The organism is Pseudomonas sp. Irchel s3h9 (assembly GCF_900187475.1).
Taxonomy (GTDB): domain Bacteria; phylum Pseudomonadota; class Gammaproteobacteria; order Pseudomonadales; family Pseudomonadaceae; genus Aquipseudomonas; species Aquipseudomonas neuropathica.
On record NZ_FYDH01000023.1, the window covers coordinates 12602 to 29006 of the forward strand.

Sequence of the window (16405 nt, forward strand, 5' to 3'; positions counted from 1 at the left end):
GGCCTTAGTTCACCCAGACGCGCGCGTTACGGAACATACGCATCCAAGGTGCATCCTCGTTCCAGTCTTCCGAACGCCACGAGTTCTGCACCGCGCGGAACACACGCTCCGGGTGCGGCATCATGATCGTCACACGGCCATCACGGCTGGTGAGACCGGTAATCCCGCGCGGCGAACCGTTCGGGTTGGCCGGATAACGCTCAGTGACCTTGCCATGGTTGTCGACGAAACGCATCGCCACGCAACCGGACAGATCGGCTTCCAGCAGGGCTTCTTCGCTGGAGAACTCGGCGTGACCTTCACCGTGAGCAATGGCGATCGGCATACGCGAACCGGCCATGCCTTGCAGGAAGATCGAGTTCGACTCCTGAACCTGAACCATCGCGACACGCGCTTCGAACTGCTCGGAGCGGTTGCGCACGAAGTGCGGCCAGAATTCGCTGCCCGGAATCAGCTCGTGCAGGTTGGACATCATCTGGCAACCGTTGCACACGCCGAGGGTGAAGCTGTCGTTACGCTCGAAGAAGCCCTGGAACGCATCGCGGGCGCGGCTGTTGAACAGTGCCGACTTGGCCCAGCCTTCACCGGCGCCGAGAACGTCGCCGTAGGAGAAACCACCGCAGGCCACCAGACCTTTGAACTCGTTCAGGTCGACACGGCCGGCCAGAATATCGCTCATGTGCACGTCGATCGCGTTGAAACCGGCGCGGTCGAACGCGGCGGCCATTTCCACCTGACCGTTGACGCCCTGCTCACGCAGCACGGCAACCTGAGGGCGGATGCCTTTCTTGATGTAAGGCGCGGCGATGTCCTGGTTGACGTCGTAGCTGAGCTTGACGCTCAGGCCCGGGTTGTCTTCTTCCAGCAGCACGTCGAACTCTTGCTCAGCGCAGTCGGCGTTATCACGCAGACGCTGGATCTGGTAGCTGGTCTCGGCCCACTGACGTTGCAGCAGACGACGCTGACCTTCGAACACGGTGTCACCGTTGAAGGTGATGTTGATCTGGCCATTGTTGATCGGTTGACCGATCACCGACACGCAGTCGCCCAGACCGGCCGCGCTGAATTGCGCGAGGATATCTGGCGTGGCGTCCTGACGAACCTGGATCACGGCACCCAGCTCTTCGTTGAACAGGATCGCAGCGATTTCCGCCGAAGACTCGGCAACGCTGTCCAGGTTCAGGCTCAGACCGCAGTGGCCGGCGAAGGCCATTTCCACCACGGAGGTCAGCAGACCACCGTCGGAACGGTCGTGGTAAGCCAGCAGGTGACCGTCGGCGTTGAGGCCCTGGATCACTGCGAAGAAGGCTTTCAGGTCTTCGGCGTCATCGACATCCGGCGCATGTTTGCCGAGCTTGCCGTGAACCTGAGCAAGGATCGAAGCACCCATACGGTTCTGACCGCGACCGAGGTCGATCAGGATCAGGTCGGTGGTGCCCTTGTCCATGCGCAGTTCCGGAGTCAGGGTCTGACGGATGTCAGCCACTGGCGCGAAACCGGTCACGATCAGCGACATCGGCGAGGTCACGGTTTTTTCTTCGCCGTTATCGTTCCAGCGGGTGGCCATGGACATCGAGTCCTTGCCCACCGGAATGGTGATGCCCAGCTCAGGGCACAGTTCCATACCGACCGCTTTCACGGTGTCGTACAGACGCGCGTCTTCGCCCGGGTGGCCGGCAGCCGACATCCAGTTCGCCGACAGTTTGATGTCGGAGAGCTTGTTGATGCGCGAAGCAGCGATGTTGGTCAGGGTTTCGCCAATGGCCATGCGGCCCGACGCCGGAGCGTCCAGCAGTGCCAGCGGAGTCCGCTCGCCCATTGCCATCGCTTCACCGGTGTAGACGTCAAAACTGGTGGCGGTGACAGCAACGTCGGCCACCGGAACCTGCCATGGGCCAACCATTTGGTCACGGGCCACGAGGCCGGTGATGGTGCGGTCGCCGATGGTGATCAGGAAGCTTTTGCTCGCCACGGCCGGGTGATGCAGAACGCGCTCGATGGACTCGGTGATGTCGAGGTTCGACGGATCGAAGTCATCGCCCAATTCGGCTTCACGAACTACCGAACGGTGCATGCGCGGGGCTTTGCCCAGCAACACTTCCAGTGGCATGTCCACCGGGTTGTTACCGAAGTGGCTGTCGGTCACGGTCAGTTGCGGCTCGGCAGTGGCTTCGCCGACTACAGCAAACGGGCAACGCTCACGTTCACAGATCGCCTGGAAGCGCTCGAAGTCCTCAGGGCCTACCGCCAGAACGTAACGTTCCTGGGATTCGTTGGACCAGATTTCGTGCGGGGCCATGCCCGGCTCGTCGTTGGGAATGTTGCGCAGTTCGAAACGGCCACCGCGGTCGCCGTCGTTGACCAGTTCCGGGAAGGCGTTGGACAGACCGCCCGCGCCGACGTCGTGGATGAAGCTGATCGGGTTTTTGTCGCCCAGTTGCCAGCAACGGTCGATGACTTCCTGGCAGCGACGCTCCATTTCAGGGTTTTCACGCTGCACGGAAGCGAAGTCGAGATCCGCCGAGCTGGTGCCGGTGGCCATCGAGGAAGCAGCGCCGCCGCCCAGACCGATCAACATCGCCGGGCCGCCGAGGACGATGAGCTTGGAGCCAACGACGATCTCGCCTTTCTTGACGTGTTCTTCACGGATGTTGCCCATGCCGCCGGCCAACATGATCGGCTTGTGGTAACCGCGAACTTCGTCACCGTGCGGGGTGGTGATCGATTGTTCGAAGGTACGGAAGTAGCCGGTCAGGGCCGGACGACCGAATTCGTTGTTGAACGCAGCGCCGCCGAGCGGGCCTTCGATCATGATGTCCAGCGCGGTAACAATGCGCTCAGGCTTGCCGTACGGCACTTCCCACGGCTGTTCGAAGCCCGGAATCTGCAGGTTCGACACGGTGAAACCGGTCAGGCCAGCTTTTGGCTTGGCGCCACGGCCGGTTGCACCTTCGTCGCGGATCTCGCCACCGGAACCGGTCGATGCACCCGGGAACGGGGCAATTGCGGTCGGGTGGTTGTGGGTTTCAACCTTCATCAGGATGTGCACCGGCTCCTGCACCGCGCCGTACTGGCGGGTTTCAGGATTCGGGAAGAAACGGCCGGCAACGTTGCCGACGATCACCGAGGCGTTGTCCTTATAAGCCGACAGAACGCCTTCGCTGTGCATCACGTAGGTGTTCTTGATCATGCCGAACAGGCTTTTTTCCTGGTTCTCACCATCAATATCCCAACTGGCGTTGAAGATTTTGTGGCGGCAGTGCTCGGAGTTGGCCTGGGCGAACATCATCAGTTCGATGTCGTGCGGGTTGCGCTTGAGACCGTTGAAGGCATTGACCAGGTAATCGATCTCGTCTTCAGCCAGAGCCAGGCCCAGCTCGGTGTTGGCTTTTTCCAGCGCAGCGCGACCACCACCGAGGATGTCGATTGCAGTCAGCGGCTTCGGCTCGGCGTGGCTGAACAGACCGGCGGCCTGCTCGAGGTTGGCCAGCACGATCTGGGTCATGCGGTCATGCAGCACGTCGGCAATCTGCTGCGCTTCGGCTTCGCTGAACTGACCGGCAACGTAGAAGGCGATACCGCGTTCCAGACGCTGGATCTTGCTCAGGCCGCAGTTGCGGGCGATATCGCTGGCCTTGCTCGACCATGGCGAGATGGTGCCGAAACGCGGCAACACCAGAAACAGACGGCCGGTCGGCTCTTGTACCGGAACGCTTGGACCGTACTTCAGAAGGCGCGCAAGCACCTGCTGTTCGTCGCCGGTCAGGACGCCGGTGACTTCGGCGAAGTGAGCGAATTCAGCATACAAGCCACTGACAGCCGGAACCTTCTGGCTCAGTTGCTCAAGGAGTTTGCTGTGGCGAAAGGCAGAAAGGGCAGGAGCGCCGCGCAGGATCAACATCTTCGGGACAGCCTCGGGAAGGGGTGTGCTTTGAGGCCGTGCATTCTAGCCTAAACCGCCCTCAACATCACCCGAAACGCTACGCACGGTTGCACTCGGGTATCAATCTGTGTTTCCGACTTCAGAGTCAGGTAAATCAGCTATTCAGATGCCGCTTATTTTTACTGTAACAAAATGCCGTCAAGCCCCGTTCCTGCGGGGTTTCGTGCAGTTTTGTGATCGCTAGCAGACTCGCCCTGCACTGTCGAGATATGGCGCCCGCAGCCGTTTGCGTATACTGCGCAGATGTTTTTCCCAACGGCTTTGCGTCCGCGGTACGCCAAATGGCTGATCGCAACCGGACTCTTCCTGATGCTCGGTGGCTGTGTTGATAAACCCAACACACTCGAGCGCGTAAAGGAGGATGGTGTGCTGCGGGTGATTACCCGTAACAGCCCCGCCACCTACTTTCAGGATCGCAGCGGTGAAACCGGCTTCGAATACGAGCTGGTGAAGCGCTTCGCCGACGATTTGGGCGTAGAGCTGAAGATCGAGACCGCCGACAACCTCGATGACTTGTTCGATCAGATCGGCAAGCCGAACGGCCCGGTGCTGGCCGCCGCCGGTCTGGTCAGCAGCGAACAGCGCAAGCAGCAGGTGCGGTTCTCGCACTCCTACCTTGAAGTCACCCCGCAGATCATCTACCGCAACGGCCAGTCACGGCCGACCGATCCTGGCGATCTGGTCGGCAAGAAGATCATGGTGCTCAAGGGCAGCACCCACGCCGAGCAACTGGCGGAGCTGAAAAAGAAATTCCCCGGCATCGAATACGAAGAGTCCGACGCGGTTGAAGTGGTCGATCTGCTGCGCATGGTCGATGAAGGCCAGATCGACCTGACCCTGGTCGATTCCAACGAAGTGGCGATGAATCAGGTGTATTTCACCAATATTCGCGTGGCCTTCGACCTCGGCGATGCACGCAGCCAGAGCTGGGCCGTGGGCCCGGGCGAAGACAACAGCCTGCTCAACGAAATCAACGCGTATCTGGACAAAGTGCAGAAGAACGGCACCCTGCAACGCTTGAAGGATCGCTATTACGGCCACGTCGATGTTCTCGGCTATATGGGCGCCACGACCTTCGCCCAGCACTTGCAGCAGCGTCTGCCGAAATACGAACAGCACTTCAAGAACTACGCGAAGAAAGAGAAAGTCGACTGGCGTCTGCTGGCGGCCATTGGTTATCAGGAATCGCTGTGGCAGCCGACGGTTACCTCGAAGACCGGCGTGCGCGGGCTGATGATGCTGACCCAGAACACGGCACAGGCAATGGGCGTGTCCAACCGCCTCGATCCGAAGCAGAGCATCATGGGCGGCGCCAAGTACCTGGCTTATATGAAGGACCAACTCGACGATTCGATCAAGGAGCCGGACCGCACCTGGTTCGCCCTCGCGGCCTACAACGTCGGCAGTGGCCACCTGGATGACGCGCGTAAGCTAACGGCCAAGGAAGGGCTGAACCCGGACAAATGGCTGGACGTGAAGAAAATCCTGCCGCGCCTGTCGCAGAAGCAGTGGTACAGCAAGACGCGTTATGGCTACGCCCGAGGCGGCGAGCCGGTGCATTTTGTGGCGAACATTCGTCGCTACTACGACATTTTGACCTGGGTGACCCAACCGCAACTTGAAGGCGATCAAGTGGCCGAGGGCAATCTGCATGTGCCGGGCATCGATAAGTCAAAACCCGCACAAGAACCTGCCCCGCTCTAATCAACACCCCAAATCAATTGTAGGAGTGAGCCTGCTCGCGATATCGGTGGGTCAGTCAATTAATTTTGTCTGACACACCGATATCGCGAGCAGGCTCACTCCTACAAGGGTTTTGAGTTGAAGCTTAAGGCTTGGCAGCCGCCAGAATCAGCGCTTTCATTTCAGACACAGCAGACTTGAACCCGACGAACAACGCATGCGCCACCAGCGCATGGCCGATGTTCAGTTCGTTGATACCTTTGATGGCCGCTACGGCTTCAACGTTGTGGTAATGCAAACCGTGACCCGCGTTAACGATCAGGCCTTGGGCCAGACCAAACGCCACGCCATCGGCGACACGCTTGAGCTCTTCAGCCACTTCGGTCGGGGTTTCGGCATCGGCGTAACGGCCGGTGTGCAGTTCGATGGCCGGCGCACCGACACGCTTCGACGCTGCAATCTGGCGCTCGTCGGCATCGATGAACAGCGACACTTCGCTGCCGATCTTCGACAGACGTTCAACCGCTGCCTTGATGCGCTCCTCCTGTCCTGCCACATCCAGACCGCCTTCGGTGGTCAGCTCCTGACGGGTTTCCGGGACGAGGCAGATGTGCGCCGGACGAATGCGTTCGGCAAACGCCATCATTTCTTCGGTGACGCCCATTTCGAAGTTCATGCGGGTTTGCAGCACATCCTTGAGCAGCAAGACATCGCGCTCCTGAATGTGCCGACGGTCTTCACGCAGGTGCACGGTGATGCCATCGGCCCCCGCCTCTTCCGCGTCCAGCGCCGCCTTGACCGGATCCGGGTAGCGCGTGCCACGAGCCTGACGCAGGGTGGCGACGTGGTCGATGTTCACGCCAAGAAGAATGCGATTGCTGGTGGTCACGGATGTGCTCCTGAAGGGAAAGATTCGGCGCACAGCATACACGGTGAAGGGTCTGTTTACGTCTGGGCGCGGCGGCAACGGGATGCTGGCTGAGTGCAGGGCAAGGCGCGAGGAACGAAGTTTGGTTGCGCCAAATGAGTTCCGAGCAACGCGGCCCTGCGCGCAGCCAGCGCCCGTTGCGCCGCGTCCAGACGTAAACAGACCCTTAGGGCTTGCGAAACAGCTCGCGACTGACGAGAGGGCGACCGCCCAGGTGAACAGCCAGTGCCTGACGCATCAAGCGCTTGGCGGCGGAGAGCGCGCCGGGGGCGGTCCAGTCGGCTTCGGCCATGGCCAGTAATTCGACGCCGTTGAACAGGCCGGGTTGCAGCAGGAAGACCCGCTCAAGACCGGCATCCACTTGCAGACGATAAAGACCATCCGGCGCAACAGGTTCGCCATGGACATCGGTATTCAACGAAAAGCCGTAACCGAGATCGTCCAGCAGCCGCCATTCAAAGGAGCGCAGCAACGGCTCCAGCGGACGACCTTCGGCCAATGCCAGCAAGGTCGCGGCGTAGTGATCGAAGACACCCGGGTGCGGGTCTTCGGCAGGCAGCAGGCGAATCAGCAATTCATTCAGATAGAGACCGCTGAACAGCGCTTCACCGTTGAGCCACGCCGAGGTGCCAGAGCTCTCCATGCGCCCGACGTTCTTAAGCTCGCCCTTGCCACGAAACTCGACTTCCAGCGCCACGAACGGCCGCGCCAATGTCCCGGCCTTGCCCCGCGCACTGCGCAACACCGCCCGCAGCCGACCTTGCGGCGTGAGGAAGTCCACCAACGCACTGGTTTCGCGGTAGGCGCGAGAATGCAGGACATAGGCGGGTTGGGCCGGAGGCGGGTTTTGCGACATTGGGTTCTCGATGAAGAAACGCAGTTTTACACACAACCCAAAACCACTGTGGGAGCGAGCCTGCTCGCGAAAGCGGAGTGACAGTCAACATCAAGGCTGAATGTTACATCCTCTTCGCGAGCAGGCTCGCTCCCACAGTGGGTATCGGTGTTCTCTGGATCGGTGATTACAGGTCGCCGTAACCCAGCGAACGCAGCGCACGCTCGTCATCGGACCAGCCGCCCTTCACCTTGACCCACAGGTTGAGCATGATCTTGGAGTCGAACAGCAGCTCCATGTCCTTGCGCGCTTCGGTGCCGATGCGTTTGATACGCTCGCCCTTGTCGCCAATGATGATCTTCTTCTGGCCGTCGCGCTCAACGAGGATCAAAGCATGAATGTGCAGGGTCTTGCCCTGCTGCTTGAACTCTTCGATTTCGACGGTGATCTGGTACGGCAGCTCAGCGCCCATCTGGCGCATGATTTTCTCGCGCACCAGTTCGGCGGCAAGGAACCGGCTGCTGCGGTCGGTGATCTGGTCTTCCGGGAAGAAGTGATCGTTCTCCGGCAGATGATCAGCGATAACCTTTTCCAGCGCGTCGAGGTTGTGCCCGTGCTGCGCGGAGATCGGGATGATCTGCGCGTTCGGCAACTGCTCCTGCAACCAGCTCAGGTGCGGCATCAGCTCGGCTTTGTCTTCGATGCGGTCGGTCTTGTTCAGCGCAACGATCAATGGGCCGGTAACGTACTGCACACGCTCGAGAACCATCTGGTCTTCGTCGGTCCACTTGGTCCGATCGACTACGAAGATCACCACGTCGACGTCTTTCAACGCTGCCGAAGCGGTTTTGTTCATGTAACGGTTCAGGGCCTTTTCGCCACCCTTGTGCATACCAGGGGTATCGACGTAGATCGCCTGCACGTCACCTTCGGTTTTGATCCCGAGCATGTTGTGGCGAGTGGTCTGCGGCTTGCGCGAGGTAATGGCGAGCTTCTGGCCAAGGATGTGGTTCAGCAGCGTCGACTTACCGACGTTGGGACGGCCGACGATGGCAACATAGCCACAGCGAGTTGCGTTTGTATCAGTCATTGCCATTCTCCACGCCCAGGGCAATCAGTGCTGCGGCGGCCGCTACCTGTTCGGCAATACGACGGCTTACACCCTGACCTCGGCTTTTTTCATTCAGTAAGACAACTTCGCACTCGACGAAGAAGGTTCGGCAGTGCGGCTCGCCCTGGATATCCACCACTTCGTAGCGTGGCAGTTCACAACCGCGCGATTGCAGGTGTTCCTGCAGGCGGGTCTTCGGATCCTTGTTGGTATCGACCAGCGTCAGGCCTTCGAACTCGCCAGCCAGCCAGGCCAGCACGCGCTCGCGCGCCATATCCATGCCGGCGTCAAGGTAGATCGCGCCGATCAAGGCTTCGAGGGCATCGGCCAGAATCGATTCGCGACGGAAACCGCCGCTTTTCAACTCACCGGAACCCAGTCGCAGGTAATCGCCAAGGTCGAAACCGCGAGCCAGTACGGCCAGCGTCTCACCTTTTACCAGGCGTGCGCGCAAACGCGATAACTGGCCTTCGCGTGCCAGCGGGAAGCGATCGAACAGTGCCTCGCCGGCGACAAAATTGAGGATGGCATCGCCGAGGAATTCCAGGCGTTCGTTGTTGCGCCCGGCAAAACTTCGGTGCGTCAGGGCCAGCAGCATAAGCTCCTGATCCTTGAAGGTGTAACCGAGCTGGCGCTCGAGACGGCTTAGAGAAACGCTCACGGTTTACCCACGCTGAGTTCGTGGCTGGATTCCACTGCCATCGCCGGGATGCGGCGCAGGCCTGGGACAATTAACGCTGTGTTCAAAAATTAAATCCTGGCGATTGCGAAGCCGATTGTGCCGGCTCCAGAAATGCATTCGGCGCTGTGGTCAACAGCGCCGTGTGTAATTACTTGATCAGGCCAACCCGCGAAAAATTCGGCAGGTGACTGAGTTTTGATTCCGGCCAGCTCATCCAGACCGCGAAGGCCTTGCCGACGATATTCTGGTCTGGAACCATGCCCAGCAGATCCTTGGGAATGTTCGGATCATCCCAGTAGCGACTGTCGTTCGAGTTGTCGCGGTTGTCGCCCATCATGAAGTAGTGCCCGGCCGGCACGGTCCAAGTATGGTCCGGCGTGGCGCGGTAACGGCTCATTTCCTTGCGGATCAGGTGTTCGGCAGCGCCGAGCTTTTCTTTGTAGAACTCGGCGCTGCCGAGCATGCCCGGCTCCGGGCCGACCAACTGTTCGGCCACCGACTCGCCATTGATGAACAGACGTTTGTCGGCGGTGTAACGCACCGTATCGCCCGGCAGGCCGACTACACGCTTGATGTAATTGACGCTCGGATCACTTGGATAGCGGAACACCATCACATCACCGCGCTGCGGATCACCCACTTCGATGATCTTCTTGTCGATCACCGGCAGACGGATCCCGTAAGAAAATTTGTTCACCAGAATGAAGTCGCCGACGTCCAGGGTGGGTTTCATCGAGCCCGAAGGGATCTGAAACGGTTCCACGAGGAACGAGCGCAGCACCAGCACGATGAACAACACCGGGAAGAACGACTTGCCGTATTCGACCAGCAGCGGCTCTTTGTTCAGTTTTTCAACGACCACTACATCAGGCTGGCTGACACTGCCTTGATAGGAGGCAATGGCAGCACGCCGACGCGGCGCCAGGATCAACAGATCAAGCAACGCCAACAGGCCGCAGACGAACACGGCGATGACCAGCAACAGCGGGAAATTTAGTGACATAGGACCTAACTATCCAACCTGAGCACTGCGAGGAAGGCTTCTTGTGGAATTTCCACGTTGCCGACCTGCTTCATGCGTTTCTTACCGGCCTTTTGCTTCTCGAGCAGTTTCTTCTTACGGCTGACGTCACCGCCGTAGCATTTGGCCAATACGTTCTTTCTGAGCGCCTTGACGGTTGTCCGGGCAACGATCTGACCACCGATGGCGGCCTGAATGGCTACGTCGAACATCTGACGAGGAATCAGTTCTTTCATCTTCTCGGTCAACTGGCGACCTTTGTAGTGCGAGTTGTCACGGTGCACGATCAACGCCAGGGCATCGACCTTGTCGCCGTTGATCAGCACGTCCAGTTTCACCAGATTAGCCGATTGGTAACGATCGAAATGGTAATCCAGCGAAGCATAGCCACGGCTGGTGGATTTGAGACGGTCGAAGAAGTCCAGGACCACTTCGTTCATCGGCAGGTCGTAGGTGACCTGCACCTGATTGCCGAGGAACAGCATGTCGACTTGAACGCCACGCTTCTCGATGCACAGGGTGATGACGTTGCCCAAGTGTTCCTGCGGCACCAGAATGTTGGCCCGCACGATCGGCTCGCGCATGTCTTCGATCGACGACACATCCGGTAGCTTGGATGGGTTGTCGACGTAAATCGTTTCACCGGTTTTCAGCACCAGCTCGAAAATTACCGTTGGCGCAGTGGTAATCAGGTCCAGGTCGTACTCGCGCTCGAGGCGCTCCTGGATGATTTCCATGTGCAACATGCCAAGGAAGCCGCAACGGAAGCCGAAGCCCAGTGCGTCGGAGCTTTCCGGGGTGTACTGCAACGACGAGTCGTTGAGGGTCAGCTTCTGCAGCGCTTCGCGGAAGTCCTCGAAGTCGTCGGAACTGACCGGGAACAGACCGGCGTAAACCTGTGGCTGGATGCGTTTGAAGCCGGGCAGCACTTCAACATCCGGGGTCGAGGCCAGGGTCAGGGTGTCACCGACCGGTGCACCGTGAATGTCCTTGATGCTAGCGATGATGAAGCCCACTTCGCCGGCTTTCAAATCAGTGGTGGCGGTGTGTTTCGGGTTGAACACGCCCACGCTGTCGACCAGATGGATCTTGCCGGTGGACTTGACGAGGATCTTGTCGCCCTTCTTCACGCGGCCATGACGTACACGCACCAGGGAAACAACGCCCAGGTAGTTGTCGAACCAGGAGTCGATGATCAACGCTTGCAGCGGATCTTCAATGTTGCCGGTCGGCGCAGGAATGGTGTGCACCAGACGCTCGAGGACTTCGTCGACACCCAGGCCGGTCTTGGCGCTGCAGGTGACGGCGTCGGTGGCATCGATGCCGATGATCTTCTCGATTTCGTCTTTTACGCGATCAGGATCGGCCTGCGGCAGGTCGATCTTGTTCAGCACCGGCATGACCTCAAGGCCCTGCTCGATCGCGGTGTAGCAGTTGGCTACGGACTGAGCTTCAACGCCCTGACCGGCATCGACCACCAGCAAGGCACCCTCACACGCAGCCAGGGAACGGCTGACTTCGTAGGTGAAGTCGACGTGGCCCGGAGTGTCGATGAAGTTCAGCTGGTACTTGATGCCGTCTTTGGCGGTGTAATAGAGGGTAACGCTGTGGGCCTTGATGGTGATCCCGCGTTCACGCTCCAGATCCATGGAATCCAGTACTTGGGCTTCCATTTCACGCTCGGCCAGGCCGCCGCACATCTGGATGAAGCGATCGGCCAGCGTCGACTTGCCATGGTCAATGTGGGCGATGATGGAGAAATTGCGGATATGACTCAAATCACTCACGGATCAACACTCAAAAAGGCTGCAGGCATAGCCCGCCGAAAAATAGCCGGGAATTGTACCTGATACACGGCGCAAGCGTCACGTTCGCCTGTCACCCGGATTGCATGCAAAAACGCCCCGATCTGTCGACCGAGGCGTTTTCGAGGTTTAAAGCACAGGTCAATCGCCTGTCATCAACCGGCTCTTCGCAGCAGCCAGACACCCGCCAGCGCACAGACCCCGGCCGGCACCAGCACCGCAAACAGCGGCGAGAAACCGAACACCAGGCTCGACGGGCCGAGCAAATCCTGGACGATACGGAAAGTGAAGCCCACCAGCACGCCGGTAAACACCCGCTGACCGAGGGTTACCGAGCGCAGCGGACCGAAAATGAAGGAGATCGCCATAAGCACCAGTGCTGCGGTCACCAGCGGCTGCAACACCTTGACCCAAAATGCCAGCCAGTAGCGGCCGTTGCTCAGGCCCTGCTCGGACAGATAGTGGATGTAGCCCCACAAACCACTGATCGACAGCGATTCCGGTGCCATGACCACGGTGCTGAGCAATTGCGGGCTCAACGCCACGTCCCATTGCTCGCTCGGGGTATTGACGACTTCGGTGCTGCGTTCATGGAACAGCGTGGTGGCAACGTCGGTGAGTTGCCACCTATTGCCGTCGAACTCGGCTTTCTTGGCGAAACTCGAACTCAGCAGGTGACGCTCTTTGTCGAAGTGATAACGGGTCACGCCATACAGCAGGCCGTTGGGTTGCACGGCGTTGATGTGGATGAACTCTTCACCCTGACGGTGCCACATACCGTGCTTGGCGCTTTGCGCGTCGCCGCTGCCTTGCGCCAGCGAGCGATTGGCCTGGGCCATGCTTTCGGTCGCAGGAGCAACGTACTCGCCGATCAGTACGCCGGCCAGCATCAGCACCAGCATTGGTTTCATTACAGCCCAGACGATCCGGCCGATGGACACGCCAGCGGCGCGCATGACGGTCAGCTCACTGCTGCTGGCCAGACTGCCGAGGCCGATCAGGCAGCCGATCAGTGCGGCCATTGGCAACATTTCGTAGAGACGGCGTGGCGCGGTCAGCAATACGAAGCTGAGGACATCGACGAGGGTGTAGGTGTCGCTGACGTCGCCCATCTCATCGATGAAGGCAAACAAGGTCGCCAGACCAAGAATGATTGCCAGCACGGCGATGATCGCCATGAACACGCTGCTGCCGATGTAACGGTCGAGTTTAACCACGGGCCACCTCCAGCGCTGCAGCGCGACGGCTGGCCATCTTCAGACGCAGCGGCTCCCAATAGAGCAAACCGAGACCGATGAACAGGAAGATCGCATGCACCCACCACAGGCCCAGGGCTGGCGGGATCTTGCCTTTTTCAAGGGCGCCGCGGGCGGCAATCAGAATGGTCAGGTAAGCCATATAAAGAAGAATCGCCGGCAGCAGCTTGAGGAAACGCCCTTGGCGCGGATTGACTCGCGACAGCGGCACCGCCATCAGGGTCACGATAAACACCAGCAGCGGCAGGGACAAACGCCATTGCAGTTCGGTTTTGGAGCGGATGTCATCGCTGCCCAGCAGAGACGAGGTCGGCATGGCGTCACGGTCGGTGACTTCTTCGCTGACATCCGGCTTGGGCAGCAGCACACCGTAGGTTTCGTAATGAATAGCGCGGTAATCGGCCTGACCCGGACTGCCGTCGTAGCGGTAGCCGTTATCGAGGATCAGGTAGCGGTTGCCGTCGGGACGCACTTCCTGGCGACCGCTTTCGGCCACCAGCACGGAAATCCCGCGATCCTTTTGATCGGCACCGAGGTTCTTTTGCGAAATGAATACGCTGCCCAGATTGACGCGATCGTCGCTCAAGGTCTCGGTATAGGTGACCCGAGTGCCATCACGCAGGGCCTGAAAGCGACCCGGCTCGAGGGTGTCGAATTCGGTCAGGGCGTCCTGCTTGTTCAGCAGCAACTGGAACTGGTTAGCGCCTTGCGGGGCCAGGCCCAGACTCAGCCACGCGACGACCAGCGCGACCAGGGTCGCCGGGAACAAGGTCATGCGAAACAGCTTCTGCTGGCTCATGCCGGTGGCCGAAAGCACAGTCATCTCGCTTTCCAGGTACAGGCGACCGTACGCCAGCAGGATCCCGAGGAACAGGCCCAGCGGCAGAATCAGTTGCAGGAACCCCGGCAGACGAAAGCCCATGATCAGGAACAGCGAGCCCGGATCGAGCTGGCCAGCAGCGGCCTGAGCGAGGTATTTGATGAAGCGACCGCTCATGATGATGACCAGCAGCACGGCACTCACGGCGCTGAGGGTCAACAGGACTTCGCGGGACAGATAACGGAAGACGATCAAACCAGACACTCCAGGGTTGTCAGGCTAAGGCGGCCAAACAAGCAAACACATCGACCGGCCCGCAACGCAGAGCCGTCGAAAAAAGATGCGGCATTATCCTGTGATTGAGGGCGCCTGTCACTGCGCACACTCATCCATGTCTGTAATCCTTTGCAGATCGTACAACCTAGGGGGCTTTCTCAATTAGTTTTCACACCGCGCCGGGTCTGCTGTTGTGCTGGGCAAGGCGCGAGAAGCGTGGTTTGGTCATTCCAAATAAGCTTCGAGCAACGCAGCCCTGCACAACAGCAGGCCCGGCCCTTCGGGTTGTGCCTTAAAGCCGGCCAGTCTGCGTTGCAGGCCTTGGAAAGGGAACAACCATTCCCAGCGGCCTGCGCCTTGCCTGGCTGGCTTTAAGGACAACGCGGTGTGAAAACTAATTGAGAACGCCCCCTAGGGTTGTCAGGTGCGGGGAGCGGGGTTCAAACTGCGGCCCTTGTCGCAGGCTTTGGCCTGCGCCTCTTCTCTCTATAAGCAGGCGACTGCGGACACCGTCGAACGCCTGCGTGTTGACCATTCATTCAGGGATCCGGACATGGAACTGGTTGTAAAAAGCGTTAGCCCAGAAACGTTGAAAACCGCCACCCTGGTGGTTGCCGTCGGCGAAGGCCGCAAACTCGGTGTCGCCGCCAAACAGGTCGACGAACTGAGCGGTGGCGCGATCAGCGCCGTCCTCAAGCGTGGCGATCTGGCTGGTAAAGTCGGTCAAAGCCTGCTGCTGCACAGCCTGCCGAACCTGAAAGCCGAGCGCGTGTTGCTGGTCGGCGTGGGCAAGGATGAGGAACTGGGCGACCGTCCATTCCGTAAAATCGTTGCCGGCATCCTTAACACCCTGAAAGGTCTGGGCGGCAGCGACGCCGTGTTGGCACTGGATGAAATCATTGTCAAAAACCGCGACAGCTACGGCAAAACCCGTCTGCTGGCAGAAACCCTGGTGGATGGCGAATACACCTTCGACCAGTTCAAGAGCCAGAAAGCCGAACCGCGCGCCCTGAAGAAAATCACCCTGCTGACCATCAAGGCTGCTCAGGCCGAAGTGCAGCGCGCGGTGAATCACGCTACCGCGATCGCCAACGGCATGGCATTCACCCGCGACCTGGGCAACCTGCCGCCGAACATCTGCCACCCGACCTTCCTTGGTGAACAAGCGAAGAATCTGGGCAAAGAGTTCAAGGACCTGAAAGTCGAAGTCCTCGACGAGAAGAAGATCAAATCCCTGGGCATGGGTTCGTTCTATGCCGTCGGCCAGGGCAGCGCCCAGCCGCCGCGCCTGATCGTCATGCAATACAACGGCGGCAAGAAATCCGAGAAGCCGTACGCACTGGTTGGTAAAGGCATCACCTTCGACACCGGCGGCATCAGCCTGAAACCGGGTGCCGGCATGGACGAAATGAAGTACGACATGGGCGGCGCAGCCTCCGTGTTCGGTACCCTGCGTGCCGTGCTTGAGCTGAAACTGCCAATCAACCTGGTGTGCATCCTTGCCTGCGCGGAAAACATGCCGAGCGGCAATGCCTCGCGTCCGGGCGACATCGTCACCACCATGAGCGGCCAGACCGTGGAAATCCTCAACACCGACGCCGAAGGCCGTCTGGTGCTGTGCGATGCGCTGACCTACTCCGAGCGTTTCAAGCCGCAAGCGGTGATCGACATCGCCACCCTGACCGGCGCTTGCGTCGTGGCACTGGGCGCGCACACCTCGGGCCTGCTGGGCAACAACGACGAACTGATCGGCCAACTTTTGAGCGCTGGCCAGACTGCCGACGACCGCGCCTGGCAATTGCCGCTGTTCGACGAATACCAGGAGCAACTGGACAGTCCGTTCGCCGACATCGCCAACATTGGCGGGCCGAAAGCCGGCACCATCACTGCTGCGTGCTTCCTGTCGCGTTTCACCAAGAACCTCAACTGGGCGCACCTGGACATCGCCGGCACCGCGTGGACCAGCGGCGGCAAGGACAAGGGCGCCACTGGCCGTCCGGTGCCTCTGCTGACCCAGTACCTGCTGGATCGCGCCAAAGCCTGAA

Annotated in this window: 11 protein-coding genes; 2 read left to right on the forward strand and 9 right to left on the reverse strand. The window is 59.7% G+C overall.

Going from position 1 to position 16405, the window contains the following annotated elements; genetic code table 11:
• Positions 1–4: 4 nt before the first annotated feature.
• Positions 5–3901: a phosphoribosylformylglycinamidine synthase gene (purL, locus tag CKW26_RS27925; protein ID WP_095050949.1), complete on the reverse strand. Its 3897-nt coding sequence runs from the start codon at positions 3899–3901 to the stop codon at positions 5–7.
• Between the two features lie 285 nt (positions 3902–4186).
• Here purL and mltF point away from each other — a divergent pair, with 285 nt between their 5' ends.
• On the forward strand, positions 4187–5647 hold the full coding sequence (mltF, locus tag CKW26_RS27930) for a membrane-bound lytic murein transglycosylase MltF (RefSeq protein WP_093436891.1): 1461 nt from the start codon (positions 4187–4189) through the stop codon (positions 5645–5647).
• 124 nt (positions 5648–5771) lie between these two features.
• On the opposite strand, the gene pdxJ is transcribed toward mltF, so the two are convergent.
• The 8 genes from pdxJ to lptF form a co-directional block, all read right to left on the reverse strand.
• On the reverse strand, positions 5772–6515 hold the full coding sequence (gene pdxJ, locus CKW26_RS27935) for a pyridoxine 5'-phosphate synthase (RefSeq protein ID WP_016986101.1): 744 nt from the start codon (positions 6513–6515) through the stop codon (positions 5772–5774).
• A 205-nt stretch (positions 6516–6720) separates the two neighbouring features.
• Positions 6721–7410 carry a DNA repair protein RecO gene (recO, locus tag CKW26_RS27940; RefSeq protein ID WP_093436899.1) on the reverse strand — a complete coding sequence of 230 codons (690 nt, stop codon included), beginning with the start codon at positions 7408–7410 and terminating at the stop codon, positions 6721–6723.
• A gap of 166 nt (positions 7411–7576) precedes the next feature.
• The gene (gene era / locus CKW26_RS27945; protein WP_007909024.1) at positions 7577–8479 is read right to left on the reverse strand and encodes a GTPase Era; all 903 of its coding nucleotides are present in this window, start codon (positions 8477–8479) and stop codon (positions 7577–7579) included.
• Positions 8472–9161: a ribonuclease III gene (rnc, locus tag CKW26_RS27950; RefSeq protein WP_093436904.1), complete on the reverse strand. Its 690-nt coding sequence runs from the start codon at positions 9159–9161 to the stop codon at positions 8472–8474. The genes era and rnc overlap by 8 nt, the downstream gene beginning before the upstream one ends.
• 169 nt (positions 9162–9330) lie before the next feature.
• A complete protein-coding gene (gene lepB, locus CKW26_RS27955) occupies positions 9331–10185 on the reverse strand; it encodes a signal peptidase I (protein ID WP_095050950.1) in 855 nt (284 codons plus the stop codon).
• A 5-nt stretch (positions 10186–10190) separates the two neighbouring features.
• Positions 10191–11990 carry a translation elongation factor 4 gene (gene lepA, locus CKW26_RS27960; protein WP_008083639.1) on the reverse strand — a complete coding sequence of 600 codons (1800 nt, stop codon included), beginning with the start codon at positions 11988–11990 and terminating at the stop codon, positions 10191–10193.
• 173 nt (positions 11991–12163) lie between these two features.
• Complete coding sequence (gene lptG, locus CKW26_RS27965) at positions 12164–13225, reverse strand: LPS export ABC transporter permease LptG (RefSeq protein WP_095050951.1); 1062 nt, start codon at positions 13223–13225, stop codon at positions 12164–12166.
• The gene (gene lptF, locus CKW26_RS27970; protein ID WP_095050952.1) at positions 13218–14339 is read right to left on the reverse strand and encodes an LPS export ABC transporter permease LptF; all 1122 of its coding nucleotides are present in this window, start codon (positions 14337–14339) and stop codon (positions 13218–13220) included. The genes lptG and lptF overlap by 8 nt, the downstream gene beginning before the upstream one ends.
• Before the next feature lie 574 nt (positions 14340–14913).
• Between lptF and CKW26_RS27975 the strand changes: the two genes are divergently transcribed.
• A complete protein-coding gene (locus CKW26_RS27975) occupies positions 14914–16404 on the forward strand; it encodes a leucyl aminopeptidase (protein WP_095050953.1) in 1491 nt (496 codons plus the stop codon).
• Position 16405 lies beyond the last annotated feature (1 nt).